Genomic DNA, 23,860 nt, shown 5'->3' with positions numbered 1-23,860 from the left:
GAAGATTGGAAAGAATTTGCAAAAACTGTGGGGAAAAACTTCAAGAGGATTTTAAATATTGTCCTGCATGCGGTCAGGAACATAAGGATAAAGTGGTCCATTTTAAGCAGTTTATTCTTGACTTCCTTGGCGACTACTTTACATTCGATTCGTTGATAATTAGAAGTGTGAGACCATTGCTGTTTAACCCAGGGTTTCTTACAAACGAGTTCATAGATGGAAGAAGAGTTAGATACATTCCGCCACTACGAATGTTTATTTTCATAAGCATCATATTCTTCTTAGTGCTTGGACCTTTAGAAAAAACAGTAGCGTCAGAAGCTAATGAAGAAGCCGAGTTTTTAGATAATTTTTTCAATATATGGTTTCCTAGATTGTTCTTTCTTCTCTTACCGCTCTTTGCTTTATTCCTTTATGTATTGTTCAGAAAACCAGGACGGTTTTATTTAACTCACTTCATCTTTTCCGTACATTTTCATGCCTTCATTTTTGTCTTACTTACAATAATGGTCGTACTCATTGATTACATTTTTCCAAGTAGTGTTTTTCTAAGTCAGTGGTCCTTAATTATTACGATTTTCTTTTTACAGCTTTATTTATTGATCGCATTAAAAAAGGTATATGACCAACGGTGGGTAGTGACTATTTTAAAGCTTTTTTTACTCAACATCATGTATGTGATATCGTCAATGATAATCTTCAGCACCGTAGCTGCGATGATATTTTATATGTGATATATAGGTTAAATTGAGTAGATGTCTGCTCAATCACAACATAGCTTTCCTCTCAATTGTGCAACTGGCACCTGGACCATGTTTTCTACTATTTTGGCAACAAGCATGGCTTTTATTGATAGTTCAGCTCTCAATGTGATACTTCCGGCACTCCAGCAAGACCTCTCAGCCAGTGGAGTAGATCTATTTTGGGTTCTTAATAGCTACTTACTCATGCTAGCAGCATTAATTATTGTAGGTGGCAGCTTAGGAGATAAACTTGGAAGGGTTAAAGTATTTAAATATGGAATACTCGTTTTTACAATTGGATCAGCACTTTGTGGATTTTCACAGGATATTACCCAATTAATTGTCTTTAGAACTATTCAAGGGATTGGTGGGGCGTTTATGATACCTGGTAGTCTCTCGATAATTTCGGCAGTTTTTAGCAAGTCTGAGAAAGGCAAAGCAATTGGTACATGGTCTGCAACAACTACAATAGTTACCATTTGTGGGCCTGTTTTAGGAGGAGCATTAGCGGATGCAGGGCTATGGAGACTTATTTTCTTTATCAATATTCCATTTGGGATCCTCTCCATGCTAGTGCTGCATTATAAGGTCCCTGAAAGCAAACAGGCCGAAGCGTCTTTGATCGATTGGAATGGTGCTATTACGCTAACTCTGAGTTTGGCATTTATGACGTTTGGTTTTTTAGAAATGCCCGAGTTGGGATATTATGACCCAATTGTGCTAGCAAGTCTTATTTTAGGAGTAGTCTTTATGATATTGTTTCTGTTAGTTGAAAAGAAAGTAAAAGACCCCATGGTTCCTCTTGAATTGTTTTTGAATAAGACCTTTTCAGGTGTAAACCTTTTGAGCTTTTTCTTGTATGCTGGAATGGGTGCCGTAATGCTCTTTTTATCGTTGAATATTATTCAGATACAGAACTATTCGCAGTTCCAAGCTGGTTTGACATTCCTCCCGTTCTCATTTATAATGGTGTTAGCAGCGAGAAAAATGGGAGCCTTGACTAGTAAATATGGAGCAAGGAGATTTTTAGTTCTTGGTCCATCTCTTACTGGAGTTGGAATGTTGTTATTTTCTTCAATTGGAATGACAAATGGAGCATCAGAATACTGGACTACATTTTTTCCACCATTCATAATATTCGCAATTGGAATTGCAATTACGGTAGTTCCGCTGACGACAGCAGTAATGTCCAGTGTTGATGATAGTCAAAGTGGCATTGCGTCAGGAGTTAACAATAGTGTTACCAGGATTTCTGGCACATTCATTAATGCTATATTGGGTGCAGTGGTAGTCCTATTTTTCAGCAATTATGTTATGGAATCTATTGAGCCTTTGAGCTTGTCGAATGAAATAAAATCTCAAATTTTAATTGAGGCCTCGAACTTAGGAGAAGCAGTGGCATCCAAAGAATATTCAATTGAACTGCAGGCTTCCATTAATGATACTTTTAAGCAAAGCTTTATCTCTGTTTATAAAATGGTCTGCATAACTGGTGCGATTCTAGCTTTTTTATCTGCTGCCATTGCCTATTTCATGGTTGATGGAAAGAAGGACTAATCTGTGTTGAGTAAATTTTACATTCCTTCTGTAACCTTCCTTTCCTTTTCTTGTAACTTATCTGAATTTACAAACACCACCCGGACTTTTCGGGACTAACCTGGTTAGAATTTGGAAATGACAGATGAACAGTTGATGTCTCTGGTAAAATCGGGACAGTTGGACTATTTAAATGAAGTATTTAGTCGATTTAGTAAGCGAATCTATAATTACTTCTTAAAGTCTACACTCGATAAATCAGACAGCGATGATCTTACTCAAGAATTATTCATTAGAGTAATGAAGTATCGTAATTCTTACAAGGATGGCCATTCTGTTCAGTTTTGGATTTTTCAGATTGCTCGAAATATGGTGAAAGATCACTTTCGAAAAATGAAAGTTCATAAGGACAAGTTCAATCCCGTGGAAGTGATGCCAGAGATGGTGGAAGAAACTGGTAATGGAGAGATTGAACGAGAGAGGAGGTTGCATTTAGCGATGAAATCCTTGCCAGATGATAAAAGAGAACTATTAGTGCTCAGCAAGTTTGAGGGAATGAAATATGAGCAGATAGCAAATATGAGAAAGACATCAGTTAGCAACATTAAAGTCCAGGTCCATAGGACAATTAAGGAGTTAAGGGATATCTACTTTGAATTGAATGAAGAATGAAATTGAATGCGATGAAAGAAGAAATTACAGATGAACAATTGATCGCCTTTCTTGAAGGTGAAGAAAACAAGGAGCTGAGTGATAGAATAGATCAGGATGCAGAGCTGGCGCATCGATTCAATGAGCTCAAAGAAATGCTTGGCATAATTGAAAATGTGCAAGAAGTCGAGGTGCCGCCTTACATTCAAGCCAACTTTCAACAAGCATTAATCAACGAAAAAATCAGAGGGAATAGAAGCAGTTGGTCTTGGATGCAAATTGCAGCATCAGTCGCGCTTTTAATTGTTGGGTTCAGCATTGGAAAACTCGCAGGAGGAAATTCAAATGGTGAATTGGCTCTTCTAAAAGAAGAAATTCAATCCTTACGAGAAGTAACACTTACAAGTACGCTTCAACGTCATTCGGCGAGTGAGCGAATTATGGCTGTTAGTCAAATTGAAGAGAAGTCGACGCTCAACATGGAATTAATCTCCACATTAATCTCCACACTAAATTCTGATGAAAGTCCGAATGTGAGATACGCAGCATTGCAGGCTTTGGAAAAATTCATTGGAGAGTCGGAGGTAAGGGCAGAGCTAGTTAAGTCTTTGGAATCTCAAACTGACCCGCTAATTCAAATTTCTCTCATCGCCATTTTAGTGAAAGCTGAAGAACGAAGTGCAATAGCACCATTAAAAGACATTATAAAAAATAAAGAAGTATCACCTGAAGTAAAACAGCAAGCAGAAGTTGCTATTCAGGTGCTGACTTAAAAAAAATACCGGTACTTATTCAAATGACTAAAACTTAAATGACAATAAAAATGAAAACGATAATAACAGGACTATTACTGCTAGTATTTTCTAGCAGTATAGCTCAGGACAGTAGATCAAACTCCTATACATTTTCTGTAAAAGGAGATGCAACAGAAACATGGCTTGTGATTGATAACCTAAGTGCAGATTTGAAGATCGAGGGAGTTTCTGGATCAGACATTAAAATAGAAAGTCGGAACTATCGAGGGCTTCCAGAAAAAGCAAAAGGACTAAAACCGCTATCGGCTACTGGGCCAGAAAATACTGGAATTGGCTTAAGCATGAAGCAAGAAGGGAACACAGTTTCTCTTTCTGCAGCGCACAATGTTGCCAATGATGCAGATTATACACTTTATCTCCCTAAGAATCTTAAGTTGAAGATTAATTATAATTCTTGGCAAGCAGGAGATGTGTTGATAAAAAGCATGGCAGGTGAGGTAGAAGTAAAAAGCCAAGTCGGAGATTTAGACCTAATAGATGTTACGGGTCCAATTGTAGCTCATACATTAAGTGCAGATCTGGATGTGACCTTCACTTCTCTATCAAATTCTTCACCGACCTCTTTGAGCTCAACTAGTGGAGATATTGATGTTACATTTCCAGAATCCACAAAAGGGACTTTCAGAATGTCTGCAATTTCTGGAGGAGTATATACCGCGTTTGACTTTGATTTTGGAGGAGAGAAAATTAATAGAATAGGCGGTCAAAATGCTACGGGGAAACTTAACGGTGGAGGAGTAGAAGTTACACTTAAGACTGTAAGCGGGGATATCTACGTAAGAAAACCAGAATAATATGAAAGCTTTAGCAACAGTATTGTGTTTGGTGGTATTTCAGTCATGGGCACAACCAAGGAAAGTTACTGCTTCAGTGCCAGTTGCAGGACAAGAGGAGGTCGATCTGGATTTTGCATTCGCTGATGATATCAAATTTGAAACTTGGGATAAGGACGAAGTCTATGTGGAGGTAATGGTAGAGATCAATGATGGTGATGACAATGACATATTCTCATTGAGCACAAAAACATCTGGGTCTACCGTTTATGTTGCAATAGATGAGGATATGTGGGATAAGATTGAAAAGAAGAATGGTAAGAAGTGGAAGAATTGTAGTTATACAACAACCTTAAACTACACGGTGTATTTGCCAAAGAAGTTGAAAGTAAGATCCAATACCATATCTGGAGATTATGAGTTTGAATATTTTGGATCAGAAATGAACCTAAAGACAATTTCAGGCGCAATTGACGTGACGATTCCAGAGAGAAACAGCATGGACTTTAAAGCAAAGACGATATCTGGCGAAATATATTCGGATATAGAAATCAAATATCCTTATTGAAAAGAAGGACTTCGGCAGATAGTAGGGCAAGATATTCGAGGGAGGATAAGTGACGGAGGTATGGAGTCCAACTTCGAAACCATCAGCGGAAATATTTATTTACGTAAGGGGTAAATTAGTAAAGCGACCATTTAGGGTCGCTTTTTTACTTCTTCTTTAGCACAACCAATCGATTATCCATTACAGTGCCAACGAATAGCAATCCATTAAATGGAGCGACAACGCTACTTGCAGACACCAGAGATCCATCATTTACATAGAAGCTCTCTACCTTATCATTGCCAGTAACTTTAATAAGTTCGGAAGGAGCATATTCCTTTTTCCCAGCAGCATAGCTAGCAAAGGTTAAAAGGTTTGGATGACAACCCACCCATAGATCACCATTTTGATCGAGCTCTATATTGTCAACACCTGTTGCTACATCTAGAGATCTATCTTCAACGAGAGAGCCATCTTCTTTAATGTCATAATAGAGTAATGAAAAACCTCGAGGAGAAGCGACGATCAGTTGAGACCTGTCTTTGCTTATGTTAATTCCGTTTGCATATTTTATTCCATCAGCTACTACCTGATATTTTCCATTGTAAAACACAACATTTGAAGCAGCTACACCAAGATAATCTTCCGCTAGTTTTCCCCATTTGCTGGTATAGCCATGATCATTGGTAAAGTAGAAAGATTCCTCATCAAGCGCAATAACATCATTTGGGCTAATCATTGAAGGGTCTCGATAAGTAGCCATGTAGACAAGACTATCTCCAAAGAGTTCAAACTTTACAATGCTGTGTTTTTTTGCATGGTTTATTGCGAGAATTTGATAGTGAGCTGAATCAAGCTTTAACATACTTATACCATGAGGGTAAAATGGAAGCTTATAGTCTCCAGAAATCTTTTTGGGTTTAAAATTTCCTGAATCAAGGGATAGGTAAAACAAACCGGAGCCATAATATGACCCATCTCTTCTTCCAGCTCTATCATCTTGCGAAATGATCATGAACCTGTCGGAATAGCTTATTGTTAGATCTTCAGCACCTCTTAAAGGTATTTCGGCAATAACATCATAGTTTTTCGTGTTATTAATTTCACGGAAGAATCCTGTAGAAGAAAAAGTGTATAGAACGAAGGACACCAGTACGATTAAAAGAACCAGTAGTGTGAGCAAGAATTTTTTCATAATGTTTAAAAACCAAGTTGATAAATGTAGAAAAACTTACGTACTGCTTTGGGTGGTTCTATGTTCAGTACTAATTAGTTGTGGAGACAATGATATACAACTTCCCGATCAAATACTACAGGGAAAAATCAACGGAGAAGAATGGACCTATAAGTCTGCCAACGCGTATTTGATTTCATCAGACTTTAGCTATAGGGCTAGATTTTTATCTAATGAAGAGCCTGTGAGCGACCCCTGCGCACTTCCAGCCCCATCTCTAAGAAATATTAAGGCTATTTTCAGACCTTCGGAAGGTAGTTTTTTTGTGGCTCCTCAAGCAGTAGATAATAATCAGGTTCAGGTCTCATTTGACATTTCTCCATCTAGGAGTCTGATAGCCACCAGTGGTTTTATGGAAGTCTATGCTATCGATAATTTGGTTGTGATAGGCTATCTCCAGGCAGTACTGGATGATAACAATACTGTAGAAGGTTCATTTGAGATTAGGCTGTGCAACTAAGTTTAGCTACTCATTTCATGGATTACAGGTGATGTACTTGGTAAATTATTATTTATCTTTATTGAAGAAGTACTTAACCTAACACGTATTATGAAGAGAATATTTGTATTCGCCCTGTTCGCAATAGGGTGCACGTTGGCTTATTCTCAAGTCAATTGGGTTCGAAGCTATGATGTGGCTCGAGCACAGGCATTAACAGCAAACAAATTTATTGTTATGGATTTTTGGGCCGTATGGTGTGGCCCGTGTAAGAAAATGGATTCCGACATGTGGGAGACCGAGAAAATGGCGGCTCATTCTGACAAGTTCATTTTTTTGAAGGTCGATGTAGATTCCAATCGTGAGATAGCGATGAGATATCGGGCTAGCACAATACCAAAAGTGATAATAATGGATGCCTCAGGAGAAGCTCTGTGGGAAGAAATCGGATATAGAAGTGCAAGTGTTTATATGAAGGCTTTCGAAGAATTCCCTAATGAACCAGCACCGACCGATCAGATCACGAAACTAGTAAGAGAAACTGCAGACGAAAACACCTACTTCAGTATGGGCGCCTGGTATCAAGATTTAGTGAAAGAAACAGAAAATGTGAGGTTGAAACGAGGCATGCTAAATGCGAGTGATAACTTTTTTAAGATGGTGCAAAAAGAAGCGTCAACTGATGCTTTGGCCCAAGAAGCAGAATTTAATTTAATTTTAAATTTTGCATATAGGGGCGCCTATAAAAAGGCGATGAAGAAGGTGGATAAGATGGAGGAGGCCGAAATGAAGAACTTCATAATGGCCTACTGCTATAAATGTGAGGGGCAGACTGAGAAGATGAAGGAGTTTATGGATAAGATCACATCTAAAGACCTTCTTGCACAATTGGATTAACTAACCTAACCTAAAAATAAAGCCCGTTAACTAAGTTAGCGGGCTTTTTATTTTGTTGAAATTTTAAGTTAGGCTTCAACGCCTGATTCTTCGTAGACCTCAATCGGCAGACAGCTACAAACAAGATTACGATCTCCATAGGCACTGTCAACTCTGCTTACCGCAGGCCAGAATTTATTTTCTCTAACGTACTCTGCAGGGAATGCGGCAGTTTCTCTCGAATACGGATAACCCCACTCATTTGCTACCAAGGTCTTATATGAATGAGGCGCATTTTTCAACGGATTATTGGTCGAATCTGATTTGCCATCAATTACCTCCTGAATTTCCTTTCTGATTGACACCATTGCATCGCAGAACCTATCTAACTCACCCTTCACCTCACTTTCTGTTGGTTCTATCATCATGGTTCCAGGCACGGGGAATGAAACGGTTGGCGCATGAAATCCATAGTCAATAAGCCTCTTTGCGATATCTTCTACTTCAATACCAGACTTTTTAAATTCTCGACAATCAATAATCAATTCGTGTGCATTTCGGCCTTTGTCATTTGCATAGAGAACAGGGTAATTACCCTTTAGTCTTGCAGCAATGTAGTTTGCGTTTAAGATTGCCATTTTAGTGGCATTTGTCAAACCAGTAGCACCCATCATTGCAATATATCCATGAGAAATAGGTAAGATACTTGCACTACCATAAGGTGCTGCTGATATAGCTGGGTTACTGCTATCTTCAGTAACGTGACCAGGTAAATATGGAGTAAGGTGTTCTGCTACGCCAATTGGACCCATACCGGGGCCGCCACCACCGTGAGGGATGCAGAATGTCTTGTGAAGGTTTAAGTGGCATACGTCTGCTCCAATAATGCCTGGAGAAGTTAGACCTACCTGAGCATTCATATTTGCTCCATCCATATATACTTGCCCTCCATTTTTATGAATGATATCACAGATATCTATAATGGCTTCTTCGAAAACACCGTGGGTAGAAGGGTATGTAACCATAAGAGCTGCCAGATCTTCGCTATGAGCCTCAGCTTTTTCTCTTAAATCTGCAACATCAATATTTCCATTGTCATCACATTTTACAATCACAACGCGCATTCCGGCCATTACAGCACTTGCCGGGTTAGTGCCGTGAGCTGATGAAGGTATCAAAGCTACATTTCGGTTTGGCTGTCCAGTACCTTCTAAATATGATTTGATGACCATTAGGCCAGCATATTCACCTTGAGCACCGGAATTAGGCTGGAATGATACAGAATGGAACCCAGTAATTTCTACAAGCCAATCATGGAGCTCACCAATGAGTTCCGAATACCCTTCCGCCTGATTTTTTGGTACAAAAGGATGGATATTTCCAAATTCTGACCAAGTAACAGGGATCATCTCAGATGTTGCATTCAGTTTCATTGTACATGAACCTAACGAGATCATCGAATGTACGAGTGATAAATCTTTGTTTTCTAGACGCTTCATGTAACGAAGCAATTCATGTTCAGAATGGTATTGGTTAAATACCGGATGTTCCATGAAAGTTGATTTTCTAGATAGTGTTTCTGGAAAAGAAACTTCAGCGTCTTCCGCTATCTTGATAGGATTTGAATTGCTAATTTGTGCGAAAAGATTAACAACAGCATTTGCATCTTCAACAGTGTGGGACTCGTCGAACGAGATTCCGACTGCATCTTCAAAGTATCTAAAGTTAATTTCAGACTTTTCACTTAATTCTCTTAGATGAGTAATCTGATTTGCTTCCAAAGATATTTTTAGCGTATCAAAGAAGACGTCATTCTGATTTTCGAAGCCAAGTTGAGCCAGAGCATTGCTTGTTTCTTTGGCAAGACCATGTGTTCGGGCGCTTATTTGCTTTAATCCTGAGGAGCCATGATAAACAGCATACATACCAGCCATTACAGCTAGTAGCACTTGTGCAGTACATATATTGGAAGTTGCTCTCTCCCTCTTAATATGCTGCTCACGTGTTTGCAAAGCCATTCGATAGGCATCATTTCCATGAGCATCTTTAGATGCGCCAATAATTCTACCTGGAATAGATCGCTTAAATTTTTCTTTAGTGGCATAGTATGCAGCATGCGGACCACCATATCCCATTGGAACACCAAACCTTTGACTAGTTCCAACAACTACATCTGTTCCCCATTCTCCTGGAGGCGTAAGTTGTGTCAACGCCAGCAAGTCTGCAGCACATGCGGTGAAAACGCCACTTTCTTCAGCTGCAGCGACTATGGCAGACCAATCTTTTATTGAGCCAGAGTTATTTGGGTACTGGAAGAATATTCCAAACACATCAGAAGCTGTAACATCCGTGTTTGCCAAATCAACTACTTCAAGAGATATGCCGAAAGGTAGAGCTCTGGTTTTTAATACATCTAATGTTTGCGGAAAAACCTGCGCATCAACTAAGAATCTATTGGCGATTTTTTTCTCACCCTTTCTTAATCCAAATAGCATTGACATAGCTTCTGCCGCAGCTGTTCCTTCATCTAGTAGTGAAGCATTAGCAATTTCCATTCCTGTCAAATCAATTACCATGGTTTGGAAATTGATAAGTGCTTCTAATCTTCCTTGTGCAATTTCTGCTTGGTAAGGAGTATATGCTGTATACCACCCTGGGTTTTCCAAGATATTACGCTGAATTACTGTGGGCACGACACAGTTATAGTACCCTTGTCCAATGAATGAATTGAAGACTTTGTTCTTCTCCGCAATTATTCTCATGCGATTTAAGTATTCAAACTCATTGAGGGCAGGAGGTAGATTGAGTGGATCTTCCTTCAAAATAGGTTTTGGGATGGCCTCATTGATCAACTCATCAACTGAGCTGAGGCCAATTGTTTGCAACATAGCTGAGATTTCACTGTCCGAAGGACCATTGTGCCTTCTTTCAAACTCAACTCGATCGTTCAGGTTTAATTTCATCAAGGGGTACCGTTTAGAGGCCGCAAATTTACGTCACGACATTCACTACAAAAAGTATTTTATGCCCTAACCATTAGTGTAATTGTTTGGTTTACCAGAAATAAAATTATTTAGCTTTACTGCTGATTTTTAACACGTTATACTAAAATGAGAAAGATAGCTTACATAATAGGCCTAGTTGTGGCCTTTGGACTGTTAGCGCAGGACAAAACGGCAATGAAATATGCCAAAACAATTACCGCTGAAGATCTTAAAACCCACCTTTCAATATTAGCCTCTGATGAGTATGAGGGTAGAGAAACAGGAACAAAAGGACAAAAAATGGCTGCTGAATACATAGCAAAACATTTTGAATCTCTTGGTTTTGAGGCGCCAGTAGATGGTTCCTATTTTCAAAAATTTGATCTGACAGAGTCTGCAATCGGATCTGTTTACTTCCGAATGGGTGATGACAAAAAAATCGGCTTTGAGGATTTCGTATATTATTCAAGTGCTGAAACCAGTGGTGAAGAATACATCAAAGTTGTAATGACAGATGATGAGAGTGATGAGTCTGCGTTCGCAGGTAAGTATGTTGTTTTTGCAGCTGATGCCCTAGGAGGACTCCAGGAGAAAGCTCAAAAAATCAAAGAAGCTGGTGCTGAAGGAGTAATCGTCGTTCTGAAAAATGATCAAGAGTTTAATGCTTTTATCACAAACTACTCTCCTTACCTAAAAAGACCTTCTTTAAGAATGGATAAGAGAGATAATGATGCTACTCAATTGATTTTGGTAGATAAGTCTATGGCATCATGGATGTTTGGAAAAGAGTTTGATTCCATTTCTACAGGCGATGAGGCACAGGTGATATTCAATGCGGATTATCTTGACAAGCCTATTGGAACCGAAAATGTTCTTGGTTTTTTGAAGGGAACTGAAAAACCAGATGAAGTATTAGTAATTACCTCACACTATGATCACGTTGGAATTATCGATGGAGAGATCAATAACGGTGCTGACGATGACGGTTCAGGAACTGTAACCGTTCTTGAGATCGCTGAAGCATTTGCTGAGGCAGCAAAAAAGAAAAAGGGTCCTAAGAGAAGTGTTCTTTTCATGACCGTAACTGGGGAGGAAAAAGGTCTCTTGGGATCAAGATACTATACAGATAATGATCCCATTTTCCCATTGGAAAATACTGTTGCAAATCTGAATATCGACATGGTAGGTCGAGTGGATGATGCTCATTCAGAAAATTCGGATTATATCTACTTGATCGGTTCGGACAAGCTTTCCAGTGAGCTTCATGATCTTTCAGAAAAAATGAATAAGACTTACACGAATCTGAACTTGGATTACACATACAATGATGAGAATGATCCTAACCGATTCTACTATCGATCAGATCACTACAACTTCGCGAAAAATAACGTTCCTATCATTTTCTATTTCAATGGAACGCATCCAGATTATCACAAGCCTACAGATACTGTTGAAAAAATTGCATTTGACACAATGGAAAAAAGAGCAAGGCTGGTATTCCATACAGGATGGGAAATAGCCAATAGAGCTGAAAGGATAAAGGTCGATAAGATAAAAGAGGAGAAAGTTTCTGGAGAGTAAGTGCTGAGAAAGGAAATTGATCATTGTGGGGCATTTGCCCCACAAGATCTTTTCAACCAGCTATGGAAAGAAAGACTATAAAAATCGATCTTCCTTCTACAAGTATAATTATTTAATGCGGTTTCCAAGAAAAAAAACGCTTCAAAATATTCCAAATGGGACTTCAAAAGTTTAAAATTTCGTTAAATCATAGATTTAGAGCCATTAATGGCTCTTTTTTATTTTCCCTTGTTACAGGTGAATTTGCACTATCCAGTTATTGCGGGCATACTAAATTGGTAAATTCTAATCAGAGTTTCCACAATATTAATATTTAATCTTGATATAGTTATATGTATTTAATCAAAGATGTTAGCGTAGTTAATGAAGGAAAGGTTCAAGTAACCGATGTTCTTATCAAGGGAGATAGAATTGAAAAATTAGGACCAAACCTTAGTGCTGATTCCAATCATCAAGTAATAAATGGACAAGGCTTACACTTGTTTCCTGGCATTATTGATGATCAAGTGCATTTTAGAGAGCCCGGGTTAACCCATAAGGGAAATATTTTTACTGAATCCAGAGCGGCGGTAGCAGGAGGTGTCACCTCATTTATGGAGATGCCAAACGTAAACCCGCAAACGATCACTCAGGAGTTGCTTGAAAGCAAGTATCAAATTGGTGCCCAGAATTCCCTCGCCAATTATTCTTTCTACATGGGAAGTACCAACAAGAATCTTGATGAGGTATTGAAAACAGACCCCAAAAACGTCTGTGGCATAAAGATTTTTATGGGATCCTCAACTGGGAATATGCTTGTAGATGATCCAAAAACCCTGGAAAGTATCTTTTGTAATGCGCCGATATTAATAGCTACGCACTGTGAAGATGAGGCGACCATTCGAGCAAATACTGAAAAATACGTTGAACAATTTGGTGATAACATTCCATTCAAATACCACCCTATAATTAGAAATGAGGAGGCATGCTACTTGTCATCATCTAAGGCAGTAGAACTTGCTCAGAAATGTGATGCAAGATTGCATATTCTTCATATTTCAACTGGTAAAGAGACCAACCTATTTACGAATGATAAACCTTTAGGCAAGAAACGTATTACCTCTGAGGCTTGTATCCACCATTTATGGTTTAGTGATCAGGATTATGATGAGAAAGGGGCTTTCATTAAATGGAATCCTGCAGTAAAGTCTTCCAATGATCGTGATGAAATATGGAAAGCACTGCTCGATGATCGCATTGATGTCATCGCAACTGACCATGCTCCTCACACATTAGAAGAAAAACAAAACCCTTATACAAAAGCACCATCTGGTGGTCCACTTATTCAACACACCTTAGTGGCAATGCTGGACTTTTATCATCAAGGTAAAATATCTCTTGAAAAAATAGCTGAGAAGATGTGTCACGCAGTGGCTGAATGTTTTGATGTTAAAGACCGAGGATATATTCGCGAAGGTTACAAAGCCGACTTAGTACTTGTCGACCTGAACAAGCCTTGGAATGTAAATAAAGATAATATTCTAGCGAAGTGTGGTTGGTCGCCTTTCGAAGGTCATCAATTCAAGTCTTCAATAGAGAAAACATTTGTGTCAGGTCACTTAGCCTATTCAGAAGGTAAACTAAATGACAGCCAACTAGGTCAGCGACTTTCTTTTGATCGAGAATAATCGTTTGTAGATTTAAAAAGGCATATTAAATTTGCACTCCTTTTCAGGAATACCTGAGAAGACATGGTGATTGTAGCTCAGTTGGTTAGAGCGCCGGATTGTGGTTCCGGAGGTCGCCGGTTCGAGACCGGTCTTTCACCCTTAACAATTAAAGACAGCCAACCGGCTGTCTTTTTTTATGTTCCGAGAATTTAAGAGTAATCTGATCTTTAGTCTTCTTGCGTCATCTCTAAAATTAACGAGTACTTAAAGGCTGTTTCTGCTAATGATGCATATCTTCCTGAGGCTCCGCCATGTCCGGAGGAAAAGTCAGTTCTCAAAAGAACCTCATTATCATCTGTTTTCATCTCGCGCAGTTTAGCCACCATTTTGGCTGGTTCCCAATAGCCGACTCTTGAATCATTAATTGCTGTTAGAAATAACATGTTTGGATAATCCTTCGATTCAATATTTTCATATGGAGAGTAGGACTTAATGTATTTAAAGTATTTTTTTTCATTAGGATTGCCCCACTCATCGTACTCCAAACTTGTGAGAGGTAGTTTATCATCCATCATGGTGTTGACTACATCTACAAATGGTACATTCAGGATCAAAAGCTTATATAAGTCAGGTCTCATATTTGCAATTGCCCCCATCAGTAAACCTCCGGCGCTACCGCCTTCAGCAATTACTTTACCTGATTCTCCATATCCTTGAGAAATCAAGTACTCGGTGCAAGAAATAAAGTCCGTGAAGGTGTTTTTCTTTTTTAGCATTTTGCCCTCTAAATACCATTTCTCTCCTAGGTCTCCGCCTCCACGCACATGCGCAATTGCATAAATGAACCCTTTTTGTAAAAGTGGTGCAATGTTGGGATTATAGCTAGCAGAATAGCTTGAGCCATAAGAGCCGTACCCTGTAATATACAGTGGAGGTTTTTTTCCTTCTTTGATTTGATTTTTGATACGATTCTTATGATAAATAAGCGTTATGGGTATCTGAGTGCCATCCTTTGCTTTTGCGTAAACAGTTTCAACCTTTGCAAAATAGGCCGGAGATATACCACCTACGGACTTTAATGTTCGAGTTTTCTTTTCGTTCATATCATAGTCCTGGATAAGCAGAGGCCGGTGATAGCTAGCCTTACTTATTCTAAGAGTATCGGTATCAAAATCATTGTTCTCGCCGAAATATACTGATCGATTATCTCCTTGTTTTATGTAGTGTTCTTTGCCATCGGTCTTGTTAACAATCTTCAATTTGTATGCTAGTCCATGTCTTTCTTGGAAGACCATCCAATTTTTAAAAGGGAGCACACTGGAAATTTCAATTTCAGGATTTTCTGGGATTTCCACTCTCCATGATTTTTCTTCAAAATCTGAGGTGTCGGCCACCATTAGTTTATTGTTAATGGCTTTATGATTTGTGATTATGTAAAACTTATCTTCATAATGGGACATGCTATACTTATGGTCTTTTCTCCTCTCCACTACCATTCTGAATTTTCCATCTGGATTATTGAGATTCAGCAACTGAACTTCATTTTGGTTGCTACCATATGAATTGATAAAAGCAAATTGCTTACTTCTGGATTTAGAGACAGAAACAGAAAACTTTGTGTCTGATTCTTCATACACTAACTTGTGTTGCCCGTTAGAAAGATCGAATTTGAAGATTTTAGAAGCTCGAAAAGTTTTTTCCTCAACCTTTACATAGAGTACAGTTGAGTCTGAAAGCCAAATCATATCTGCTATATAATCAATCGTGTAAGGCAGCATTTTATCTCCCTCAAACCGCTTGAACTTGAGAACCCATTTATCATTGCCTGTAGTATTTTCAGAGAATGCAATTATCTTATTTGACGGACTTACAGAATATCCACCAAATGAATAGTACCTCTTGTCTTCTGCCATTTTATTCACATCAAAAAGCAATTCTTCTTTGCTGTCTTTTCCTTTAGCTTTTCGATAATGCCTTGCGTACTCTTCTTCAGGCGCATATTTGTAATAATATTTATATCCCCCTTCTTCACGGGCGAGCGATACATATTTATCCTGAACATATGATCTAACCTCCTTAAAAAGTTCTCTTTGAAGCGGCTTCAGTGGTTTAAAATAGTTGTTAGTATATCCATTTTCGGCACTCAGATGTCTCATCACCTCTTCATTTCCAAGTGGGTTTTTCGTATCCTTCATCCAGGCATAATCATCTTGCAATGTTTGTCCGTGCAGCTCCATTTGCTTTGGTTCTTTCTTAGCTACTGGCGGCAATAGGGTCGTATCTCGAGTAAGTTTTTCAGCAAATTGTTTTTCCAGATTGGTTTCTTTACTCATTGCCACATGAATACTTTCAGGAACCTTAGAACTTGGATGTTCAACATTGTATTTTGCCCAGAATGGAATATTGTATCCTTCAGGTAAGTCAAATAGGTAGTTATAATCTGAATTACTAAAATTGTCTTCTTTGCTTACTGTGATCTTATCCTCAACTTTTACCTCATGAGTATAAAACTCTGAAATCGCTGCATAGGGGATTCTTCTGTCTGTGGCGGTGTCTTCCACAATGAACTCATCAGCATGCTTGAGGTATTCAAGAACATACTTGTCTCCTTTTTTTGAATATTTAGTTTGAACAGAAAAATCGAAATGTCTAACTGACCATCCTCTATATCCGCAGATGTACTGTTTGTACTCCGGTGGTACAGAGTAGTTTATTTCAACAATTGCTAGGTCTTCTTTTCGAATTAATATGCTCCCTCCGAGCTTATATTCATAATTGTATGGTCTTCTTTTCTCCCCCATTTTTTCAGGAGAAATCGCAGGATTAAAATTGATTAAGTAGTAGCCTTCATTATTCTTTTCTACTTCTAGTAGTGAGTATTCATACTTCCCAAACTTGCTCATGAAGTTTGCAGGATATTTTACTCGGTCTTTCGTGAGTGCACTTAGAGGACCACCTTGAATGTTGGAGTAGAGACGTGTCGTGTTTAAGTCATCGCTTGATTTAGCGTCAATGATTTTTGCTTTCTCTCCTTTTAATACCCTTTGATGAAAATGCCACCGGTGAAGAGATGATGATCGCGAAGTCCAACTACCGATCGTGGTAATTCCAGATAGATCTACAGGGTTTTCATATTTCTTCCTTTTGGCCATTTTTCCGTCGTACGGCTTTAGGTCTAATGCAAATGCGGCATCAGCGTATTTAACTGGATTGTCATTTTCTTTAACATATTCGCGGTAATAGCCTTCGATATTAAAATCTTCATTCACATAGTTATCTGAGATAGATCGTATGGCTTTCTTCAAAATGCTCTTTGGATTTACGTCACGTTTTGCGCTCACAACTACAGTATATAGTTCCTTGATATCGGTTTCCATATAGATTTTGACAGGACCTTCGTAGCTGTGGAGTTCTAGCTCATAGGGTTTAAGTCCTACGTAAGAAAATTCAAGAATACTGTCGAAATACTTAGATGGTATTTTTAGGGAAAATGTACCATCATATTCGGTGACGGTGCCGTAAGCCACATCCTTAAGCTTTACATAAGCAAATGGGACCGGTTCTTTAGTCTCTTGGTAATAAACGGTTCCTTTTATGACTTTTGTTTGTGAGTAACCAACCATGCATATGAGCATAGCCATCGCGATTAGGGTGTTCTTCATAGTCTTAACATTGGTGATAGCGGAACATCGATCAAACGATATTCCGTCTCAATTATTTTTATCTGAGTATAAAAACCATACCAATGATGTCTATGAAGATCACACAGTTGCACGGCTAGTGTTAAGTTTTTTTCGCCAATGCTTGATCGCCATGGTAATCAATGGTGTACCAATGACACTTGGGAGAATCCAGAGTAACCATTGATAAGAACTATTTGGAAGAAAAATATTTGGGTTTTGAACTGCAAACGCCGTCATCGCTGCGATATATGAGCCGCCCATTGCTCCTATATGTTGATAGAGCCACCAGCTCTTTTCTGAAACATTGGGCTTGATGAAAAAACGTAAATCTTCAATTCCATTTTTGAGTGTGAAGAAGCCGAAAATCCCACACAGTAGTGCCAATATTGGATTGTTAGTGGTAAAATAAGTATGAATTCCGTAAATGATTAACCCTGCTCCAAACAAAGATGTTGCTATGGCTACAGCCCAATCATACCACTTTTCAGTACCTATTTTTTTCCTTCTCAACACGCGTACTCCCACAAAAGAAGTGTGAAAAGTGAGTACCGCAATTACCATTAAAAAAGCACTAAAACGGTAGAATGTAATTATTGCAAAAGCACTCAAACAAATCCACCACATAGCACCTACATAGATTTGTCCCAGAAGGATATGGTTTTTACTTCCTTTGCGATTGATCATCTGGATTAAGCCCAGCAGGAGAACTGTGCCGCCGCAAATAATGTGTGAAATAATTAGAAACTGTTCCATTTTAATTTGTTTATTACAATTCAAATGGAGAAATGACGATTCAGCAACATTATGTGACTGAACTGTTGAATTTTACTGATAGGATGTAATTTCATTACTAAGTTAGAGACACAAACCATAGATGATAATGTATCAATTTCTTACTCGTGTTTCTAATAGATACTTTAAGAACCAAAAACATAAGCTTTTTAAGGTGTTCTTTAATCTATCTCCAATGTATCGAAGATCGACGGGAAAGATTATCTCAGTTACTAATGACTTAAGCAGAATTGAAATCAGAATTCCACTTTCCTATAAGAACAAAAATTACGTTGGGACTATTTTTGGAGGAAGCTTGTTTTCGGCAACTGATCCGATCTACATGGTTCAGCTAATTCAACTATTAGGGCGAGATTATGTGGTTTGGGATAAGTCGTCAATTGTAAAATTCAAGAGACCAGCTGATTCTGATGCATTTGCAAAGTTTGAGTTTACTGAAAACGACATTGAAAAGCTTAAAAATGATGTCAGGAATAACGGAGAGGTAGATTTAGTGAAAATGGTCTATCTGAAAAGTAAAGAGGATGTTGTTTTTTGTGAGATTGAAAAAACAATGTACGTCGCAGATAAAGGCTATTACAAGCAGAAAAAAAGCAAAAGAAAAAAATAATAATCCAAATTCTATTTGGATCTAAGGTTTCTGATTTTATCTGTCCAAATAAGATTCTTATCGATTTAATTAGCTATTGACATTATCAATTGATAATATTATATACCTAATTATCAACCACAATGACTTTAGCATAGCTGAGTTCTTTATAAAATCAGCTGATACAAGCCTAAGCAAGGCTTCAATTTTGATTGAGGAATATTGAAGTCATTATTTATATGGAGAGGAAGAAATTATGAAAAAAGTAATCCTTGCAAGACCAAGTTCTTTAATCGTGACTGATATGAAGAAGCTTATATCTTCTTCTGGTTTTGAAGCAAATCCACTAGAGGATCTGAGTGAATTAACTAAAATCAACCAAAATGAAGTCGCTGGAATTGTCATATCTACAGCTCTTTCTTCTACCGTAAAGGAAAAGTATTGGGAAGTGATCAAGCGCTCAATAGCTCTTTTTCCAGGCAAACCTATATTTTTAGCATCCTATTCTACTGTACGTAGTACTAAAATTACTGCAGGATCACATCTAAAAAATCTTGGTACTGGATATGAGCTACTTTCAATCGAAGAAGCAAGCAAAACTTCATTCGACCCGAATAGTCACTTACTTATTTTAACTCAAAAAGAAATTTCAGACCCTGTAGCTTTCCCTTCTATTTGTGAGTTAATGAAGCGGGTGATGAAAGGAGCGGTCGTAGCATAGCTACTTAATTGGCATTCTTTTGAACTCCTTTGTTCTATCAAATAAGTATCTATACGTGTGATGTGTTTTTACAACATCACCGCCAACTTGATCCACAACCTTGAGCATTCGCGTGTTAAAATCTCCAATCCAATTCATCTCTAATTGTGGGTAGCGTTTATACTTTTCCTGCACCATTACACGGGTAGCATGAATCAATGCCCCATCAACACCTTTACCCTGATGCTCTGGAGAAATCCCAAAGACTAATCCGATCATTTTCTTATTTGTCTTTCTTAATTTATGATATAAGAACTTGAGTTTACCGATCAGATCTAGTTTCCCATTTACATGTTTAAACACTTGATTTAGCTCAGGAATATTTATATAGAAACCGACGGGTTGATCTTTGTGATATCCAAACCACATAATCTTTTCATCCATTATGGGTTTCATCTTTTTAATTATTGCGTTGGCCTGAAGAGAAGACATTTTAGCTACTCCAGGATGCCTTGCCCAAGCGTCATTATATACTGTCCTAAAATCTTCTGCGTATTTCTTGAGTTTGCTTTTTTCAATATGTCTAAAGCTGTAGTCAGGGTCTCTGTTCGCTAGGTCAGCCTTTTCTTTGAGCCTTGGAGCAAGGGGAGCAAATACATCTCTTCCGTAAGTGAACTGTTTGAAATAGACTTGAAAGCCATACGCTTCAAAAAGATCCTGGTAATAAGAGAAATTATAGTTGCATTGATAATTGGGCTCTCTATCAAACCCGTCCACTAATAAGCCCCACCAATTATCTCTATCTCCAAAATTAATAGGGCCGTCCATAGCTTCCATACCTCTTTCTTGAAGCCAATTTTTGCCTGTATCGAATAATTTATTCGCAGCATTTTGATCGTTGACACACTCAAAAAATCCTACGCCGCCTGTGGGTTGATCGTTATCCTTATTTACAGTCTTTTGATTAATGAAGGCTGCAATTCTTCCAATAGTAATACCATTTTCGTCGAGCAGAATCCATCTAGAGCACTCTCCGTTTCGAAAAAACTTATTGACCTCTGGGTTAAAAACGTTGTTAACGTCTTTGTCTAGCGGCCGTATCCAATTCGACTCATTCTTGTATAATCGTATTGGAAGCTGCAAAAACTCATGCGCCTTTTTCTTATCAGTGACCTCAACTATTTGCATACCATCAAAACTTTTTCGCAAATAAAAAGACTATCTGACAAGTCAGAACCTGATTACGAGATTAAATTAATCTTTTATGAACCTTACTGTTTTTGATTTTTGACTATTACTAAGCTTTAATAGATATACACCCTCGCTAAGGTTCTCAATATTTATTGAAACATCAGAATCAGCCTTAAACCTTTTGAGCAACTCACCCGAAACCGTAATCAGTTCTACCGTCGTGTTTGATTCGTCTATTTTTAGCGAAATCTTATCCTGAGAAACACTTGGGTAGACTAATGCTTTCTCGTCATCTAAACCTAGCACTTCAATCACAGTGATGTATCCATCTATTGTAACATCATCTTCTGTATCACCTTTTAGTCTAAGTCTTACATCGTATTCACCCACTTCATCATAGGTGACTGTGGGATTCTGATCAAAGGCAATAGAAGGAGTCCCTCCTTCGAAATTCCAAAGCCACTCTGTAGGATTACCGTCATAGTTTGCCGAGAAAGTCACACTCTGTCCAATATCTATCGCTTGTACGTCCGATGAAATAGATTCAATAGTAACCAAATCGAGAACAGTAATCATTTCTGTTCTGTTGGCATTCAATAATGTCACGTCGTATTTGCCAGCCTCTTCATAAGTTACAACTGGAGATGCATCAGTAGAGGTGCTTGGAGAACCACCCTCAAATGTCCAGTCATAATCTGAAACCCCATCAGCAAGTGTTGCACCAAAAGTGATACTTTGTCCTTCAACAATTTCTACTTGGTCTGCAGTGATACTAATTACTGATCCTGACGCTAAGATGTCATTTCGCCAAAGACCTCTTCCATAGGTAGCAGCAACAATTTTTTGAGTAGCATAATGTATTTCGAGCTCATTAACTATCACATTTGGTAGGCCATCAAACCATGGCTCCCAATCTCCTGAATTATTCTTTTGATACACTCCCACATCGGTACCTACATAAAGCTGGTCATCGGAATCTCTTTGATGCACGATACAGTTTACCGGTAGGTTTGGCAACCCGTCAGAGATGTTTGTCCATGTTGAACCCGCATCTTCTGATACGTAAACTTTATTGTCACTGTCGTACCCAGAGAATGTAGCCCAGATTTTATTAGGATCATTTTCCGAAACAGTAATATAAGTCAGTGTTTGCGATGGAAGTCCAGAACTGATATTATCCCAGGTTGTACCCCCATCCAAAGTTCTATATGTGGTTGCGCCAGTGGAGACATAAATGTAGTCTGAATTTGTAGGGGCTACTTTAAGGCTTGTTAATCTTGAACTAGATCCGAAATTTGAAATTTCTGTCCACGTTCCTCCTGAAACATTATACCTCCATACATTGCTATAACCTGCAAAAAGTAAGTTATTGTCTGCGGGATCTAACATATAAGGCGTCACCCAGGCGCCAGTACCATCAAGAGCTCCTGCGATGCTTTGTGAACCACCTTCACCCTTGTTAGTATATCTTAAAAGGCCTCCGAATTGATAGGTGCTATATACAATGTCTCCATCAGTATGGTCAACTAGCGCTTCCATACCGTCTGCTCCAAAGATGTGAGTCCATGTTCCATTAATTAGGATGTTACTCCCATTATCTTGAGCACCAGCTATAATAACATTTTCGTCGTTTGGATCCAGCCCTAATCTGTATAACTGTGTATTGTTTAGTCCTTCAGAAAGATCTTGCCAACTATCACCAAGATTGGTGCTTTTCCAAATACCTCCATCACAACCAGCGAATAGCTCACCATTCAGAAAGTCCAAAGTGTGATTATCTGCGTGAACATAGCTTCCTGGATCGGACTCGTTATATACCCAATAGTTTAAGATCTGGTAGTTATCAGATTCATCTTGCCATGTAACACCTCCGTCAGTCGAATTCCAAATGTGAACGCCGCTAACATATATATCATCTGCATCGTCAGGATTCACGGCTATTGACAAATCATACCAGCCTTGACCTCCAGTACCTTCACCAGTAGTAGAATAATTGAATACATTAGGTGTATTGGATTGCATAGTGAAAGTCTCACCTGAATCTGTAGATCTAAATACTCCACCAAAAGCACCTCCTGTAGTTGAAGCCAAGAGGTACACATATTCAGGATTATCAGCACTTACACCAATCGCAGTTCTTCCAAGCCCCGAAAGAGGTGTTGTAATGGTACTCCAAGTGTCTCCACCATCAATTGATAGACCAAAATCGGTAGACCCATTTGTGCTCGCATAAACCACATCAGAATTGCCCGGCTTAAACTCAATGTCTACAAAAGCAGTGGTATTAACTTGTGTCCAAGTGATAGCACCGTCAGTCGACTTCCAGACGCCAGTGTTTCCTGCAATCAATACAACATCACTGTCAGTTGGATCGACTATCATTCGATACATTCTGTTGAAGTCAGTTACCTCAGGAGTAAAGTTGGAATTATTTGCCCAGGTTGCTCCACCGTCTGTTGATTTATAAACGCCGTAGCTATATGTGTCAGCACCGTATGCATCTCCAGTTAGCACATACATTTTATCCGTATCATCTGGTGCAATAAAAAAGTCAGTCACACCAAGAATTGGAAAATCTTCTGACATGGTAGTCCAGCTATTGCCTCCTGTTTCGCTTTTCCATAATCCACCACCTGCAGTACCTGCAAATAAAATATTGGAATTTGTGGGGTGGATATCAATGCTATTGACACGGCCAATACCAGGGTTATATCCGCTGGTTCCGTTTTCCCAAGAATATGGACCTAGCGGTTCCCAAGTTTGGGTTTCGGCTGTTCTGCTTTTAGCCATTCTAAGATCTTCTCTTAACTTGACAGGATAAGCATTGGCTATGTTTTGAATCTTGCCATCAATAAGTCGAGGTGCATTCTTATATTCCCATCTTTTAAATTGCTTGTATCCGTTACCTTTTTCAAGCACCTTCCCATCCCACTCATCATAGAATGCTTTTTGAATTTTCTTAAAGTCTCTTTCTCCGTTCATTAAAAGTCTTTGCCACTCTTGTGAGTAGGCTGATGAAGAAGTGATAAGAGCAATCAGGAGGTATAGTATCTTTTTCATTCCGTTATTTTATAAGG

General features: G+C 38.6%; 18 protein-coding genes and 1 tRNA gene. 13 read left to right on the top strand and 6 right to left on the bottom strand.

What is annotated here, in order from left to right:
- The first annotated feature begins 5 nt into the window (after nucleotides 1-5).
- The 6 genes from ACY650_RS08710 (at nucleotide 6) to ACY650_RS08685 (ending at nucleotide 5,086) form a co-directional block, all read left to right on the top strand.
- On the top strand, nucleotides 6-734 hold the full coding sequence (locus ACY650_RS08710) for a DUF3667 domain-containing protein (RefSeq protein ID WP_462253795.1): 729 nt from the start codon (nucleotides 6-8) through the stop codon (nucleotides 732-734).
- Nucleotides 735-755: 21 nt separating this feature from the next.
- On the top strand, nucleotides 756-2,300 hold the full coding sequence (locus tag ACY650_RS08705) for an MFS transporter (protein ID WP_462253793.1): 1,545 nt from the start codon (nucleotides 756-758) through the stop codon (nucleotides 2,298-2,300).
- 117 nt (nucleotides 2,301-2,417) lie between these two features.
- Nucleotides 2,418-2,951 carry an RNA polymerase sigma factor gene (locus tag ACY650_RS08700; protein ID WP_462253791.1) on the top strand — a complete coding sequence of 178 codons (534 nt, stop codon included), beginning with the start codon at nucleotides 2,418-2,420 and terminating at the stop codon, nucleotides 2,949-2,951.
- A gap of 11 nt (nucleotides 2,952-2,962) precedes the next feature.
- Nucleotides 2,963-3,703, top strand: coding sequence for a HEAT repeat domain-containing protein (locus ACY650_RS08695; RefSeq protein WP_462253789.1), 741 nt, complete (start codon nucleotides 2,963-2,965; stop codon nucleotides 3,701-3,703).
- Between the two features lie 50 nt (nucleotides 3,704-3,753).
- Nucleotides 3,754-4,539 carry a DUF4097 family beta strand repeat-containing protein gene (locus tag ACY650_RS08690; RefSeq protein ID WP_462253787.1) on the top strand — a complete coding sequence of 262 codons (786 nt, stop codon included), beginning with the start codon at nucleotides 3,754-3,756 and terminating at the stop codon, nucleotides 4,537-4,539.
- Between the two features lies 1 nt (nucleotide 4,540).
- A complete protein-coding gene (locus ACY650_RS08685; RefSeq protein WP_462253785.1) occupies nucleotides 4,541-5,086 on the top strand; it encodes a hypothetical protein in 546 nt (181 codons plus the stop codon).
- A 145-nt stretch (nucleotides 5,087-5,231) separates the two neighbouring features.
- Here the strand turns inward: ACY650_RS08685 and ACY650_RS08680 are convergent, their stop codons facing one another.
- A complete protein-coding gene (locus ACY650_RS08680; protein WP_462253783.1) occupies nucleotides 5,232-6,260 on the bottom strand; it encodes an SMP-30/gluconolactonase/LRE family protein in 1,029 nt (342 codons plus the stop codon).
- A 1-nt stretch (nucleotide 6,261) separates the two neighbouring features.
- Here ACY650_RS08680 and ACY650_RS08675 point away from each other — a divergent pair, with 1 nt between their 5' ends.
- Nucleotides 6,262-6,759, top strand: a complete 498-nt coding sequence (locus ACY650_RS08675) for a hypothetical protein (RefSeq protein ID WP_462253781.1) — start codon at nucleotides 6,262-6,264, stop codon at nucleotides 6,757-6,759.
- Nucleotides 6,760-6,849: 90 nt separating this feature from the next.
- Nucleotides 6,850-7,635, top strand: a complete 786-nt coding sequence (locus tag ACY650_RS08670) for a thioredoxin family protein (RefSeq protein WP_462253779.1) — start codon at nucleotides 6,850-6,852, stop codon at nucleotides 7,633-7,635.
- A 68-nt stretch (nucleotides 7,636-7,703) separates the two neighbouring features.
- Here ACY650_RS08670 and gcvP read toward each other — a convergent pair whose 3' ends face one another.
- Nucleotides 7,704-10,577 carry an aminomethyl-transferring glycine dehydrogenase gene (gene gcvP / locus ACY650_RS08665; RefSeq protein ID WP_462253777.1) on the bottom strand — a complete coding sequence of 958 codons (2,874 nt, stop codon included), beginning with the start codon at nucleotides 10,575-10,577 and terminating at the stop codon, nucleotides 7,704-7,706.
- A 147-nt stretch (nucleotides 10,578-10,724) separates the two neighbouring features.
- On the opposite strand from gcvP, the gene ACY650_RS08660 reads away from it, so the two are divergent.
- From ACY650_RS08660 to ACY650_RS08650, 3 genes are all read left to right on the top strand, one after another.
- Nucleotides 10,725-12,179, top strand: coding sequence for a M28 family peptidase (locus ACY650_RS08660; RefSeq protein ID WP_462253775.1), 1,455 nt, complete (start codon nucleotides 10,725-10,727; stop codon nucleotides 12,177-12,179).
- A 332-nt stretch (nucleotides 12,180-12,511) separates the two neighbouring features.
- On the top strand, nucleotides 12,512-13,846 hold the full coding sequence (locus ACY650_RS08655; protein WP_462253773.1) for a dihydroorotase: 1,335 nt from the start codon (nucleotides 12,512-12,514) through the stop codon (nucleotides 13,844-13,846).
- Between the two features lie 65 nt (nucleotides 13,847-13,911).
- Nucleotides 13,912-13,987 (top strand) — tRNA-His (locus ACY650_RS08650).
- A gap of 68 nt (nucleotides 13,988-14,055) precedes the next feature.
- On the opposite strand, the gene ACY650_RS08645 is transcribed toward ACY650_RS08650, so the two are convergent.
- Nucleotides 14,056-17,490, bottom strand: a complete 3,435-nt coding sequence (locus ACY650_RS08645) for a prolyl oligopeptidase family serine peptidase (protein ID WP_462253771.1) — start codon at nucleotides 17,488-17,490, stop codon at nucleotides 14,056-14,058.
- A gap of 99 nt (nucleotides 17,491-17,589) precedes the next feature.
- The gene (locus ACY650_RS08640; RefSeq protein WP_462253769.1) at nucleotides 17,590-18,264 is read right to left on the bottom strand and encodes a hypothetical protein; all 675 of its coding nucleotides are present in this window, start codon (nucleotides 18,262-18,264) and stop codon (nucleotides 17,590-17,592) included.
- 127 nt (nucleotides 18,265-18,391) lie between these two features.
- Here ACY650_RS08640 and ACY650_RS08635 point away from each other — a divergent pair, with 127 nt between their 5' ends.
- Together ACY650_RS08635 and ACY650_RS08630 are read left to right on the top strand one after the other, a co-directional pair.
- Nucleotides 18,392-18,913, top strand: a complete 522-nt coding sequence (locus ACY650_RS08635) for a DUF4442 domain-containing protein (RefSeq protein WP_462253767.1) — start codon at nucleotides 18,392-18,394, stop codon at nucleotides 18,911-18,913.
- 235 nt (nucleotides 18,914-19,148) lie between these two features.
- Nucleotides 19,149-19,613, top strand: a complete 465-nt coding sequence (locus ACY650_RS08630) for a hypothetical protein (RefSeq protein WP_462253765.1) — start codon at nucleotides 19,149-19,151, stop codon at nucleotides 19,611-19,613.
- Here the strand turns inward: ACY650_RS08630 and ACY650_RS08625 are convergent, their stop codons facing one another.
- Both ACY650_RS08625 and ACY650_RS08620 read right to left on the bottom strand, forming a co-directional pair.
- Nucleotides 19,614-20,780 (bottom strand): hypothetical protein, encoded by a 1,167-nt coding sequence (locus tag ACY650_RS08625; protein WP_462253764.1) that lies wholly within the window; start codon nucleotides 20,778-20,780, stop codon nucleotides 19,614-19,616.
- Nucleotides 20,781-20,846: 66 nt separating this feature from the next.
- On the bottom strand, nucleotides 20,847-23,843 hold the full coding sequence (locus tag ACY650_RS08620) for a VPS10 domain-containing protein (RefSeq protein WP_462253762.1): 2,997 nt from the start codon (nucleotides 23,841-23,843) through the stop codon (nucleotides 20,847-20,849).
- Between the last annotated feature and the right edge of the window lie 17 nt (nucleotides 23,844-23,860).

The organism is Ekhidna sp. (assembly GCF_963691765.1).
Taxonomy (GTDB): domain Bacteria; phylum Bacteroidota; class Bacteroidia; order Cytophagales; family Cyclobacteriaceae; genus Ekhidna.
The sequence above is the reverse complement of the archived record's forward strand: the minus strand, read 5'-3'. Positions and strand labels throughout refer to the sequence as shown.

What these genes read in the sequence shown, in the direction of transcription:
- ACY650_RS08670 (WP_462253779.1), top strand. Translation starts at nt 6,850, where the DNA reads ATGAAGAGAATATTTGTATTCGCCCTGTTCGCAATAGGGTGCACGTTG.
- ACY650_RS08655 (WP_462253773.1), top strand. Translation starts at nt 12,512, where the DNA reads ATGTATTTAATCAAAGATGTTAGCGTAGTTAATGAAGGAAAGGTTCAA.
- ACY650_RS08625 (WP_462253764.1), bottom strand. Translation starts at nt 20,780, where the DNA reads ATGCAAATAGTTGAGGTCACTGATAAGAAAAAGGCGCATGAGTTTTTG.
- ACY650_RS08635 (WP_462253767.1), top strand. Translation starts at nt 18,392, where the DNA reads ATGTATCAATTTCTTACTCGTGTTTCTAATAGATACTTTAAGAACCAA.
- ACY650_RS08700 (WP_462253791.1), top strand. Translation starts at nt 2,418, where the DNA reads ATGACAGATGAACAGTTGATGTCTCTGGTAAAATCGGGACAGTTGGAC.
- ACY650_RS08675 (WP_462253781.1), top strand. Translation starts at nt 6,262, where the DNA reads ATGTTTAAAAACCAAGTTGATAAATGTAGAAAAACTTACGTACTGCTT.
- ACY650_RS08645 (WP_462253771.1), bottom strand. Translation starts at nt 17,490, where the DNA reads ATGAAGAACACCCTAATCGCGATGGCTATGCTCATATGCATGGTTGGT.
- gcvP (WP_462253777.1), bottom strand. Translation starts at nt 10,577, where the DNA reads ATGAAATTAAACCTGAACGATCGAGTTGAGTTTGAAAGAAGGCACAAT.
- ACY650_RS08660 (WP_462253775.1), top strand. Translation starts at nt 10,725, where the DNA reads ATGAGAAAGATAGCTTACATAATAGGCCTAGTTGTGGCCTTTGGACTG.
- ACY650_RS08680 (WP_462253783.1), bottom strand. Translation starts at nt 6,260, where the DNA reads ATGAAAAAATTCTTGCTCACACTACTGGTTCTTTTAATCGTACTGGTG.
- ACY650_RS08620 (WP_462253762.1), bottom strand. Translation starts at nt 23,843, where the DNA reads ATGAAAAAGATACTATACCTCCTGATTGCTCTTATCACTTCTTCATCA.
- ACY650_RS08640 (WP_462253769.1), bottom strand. Translation starts at nt 18,264, where the DNA reads ATGGAACAGTTTCTAATTATTTCACACATTATTTGCGGCGGCACAGTT.
- ACY650_RS08705 (WP_462253793.1), top strand. Translation starts at nt 756, where the DNA reads ATGTCTGCTCAATCACAACATAGCTTTCCTCTCAATTGTGCAACTGGC.
- ACY650_RS08690 (WP_462253787.1), top strand. Translation starts at nt 3,754, where the DNA reads ATGAAAACGATAATAACAGGACTATTACTGCTAGTATTTTCTAGCAGT.
- ACY650_RS08685 (WP_462253785.1), top strand. Translation starts at nt 4,541, where the DNA reads ATGAAAGCTTTAGCAACAGTATTGTGTTTGGTGGTATTTCAGTCATGG.
- ACY650_RS08695 (WP_462253789.1), top strand. Translation starts at nt 2,963, where the DNA reads ATGAAAGAAGAAATTACAGATGAACAATTGATCGCCTTTCTTGAAGGT.
- ACY650_RS08630 (WP_462253765.1), top strand. Translation starts at nt 19,149, where the DNA reads ATGAAAAAAGTAATCCTTGCAAGACCAAGTTCTTTAATCGTGACTGAT.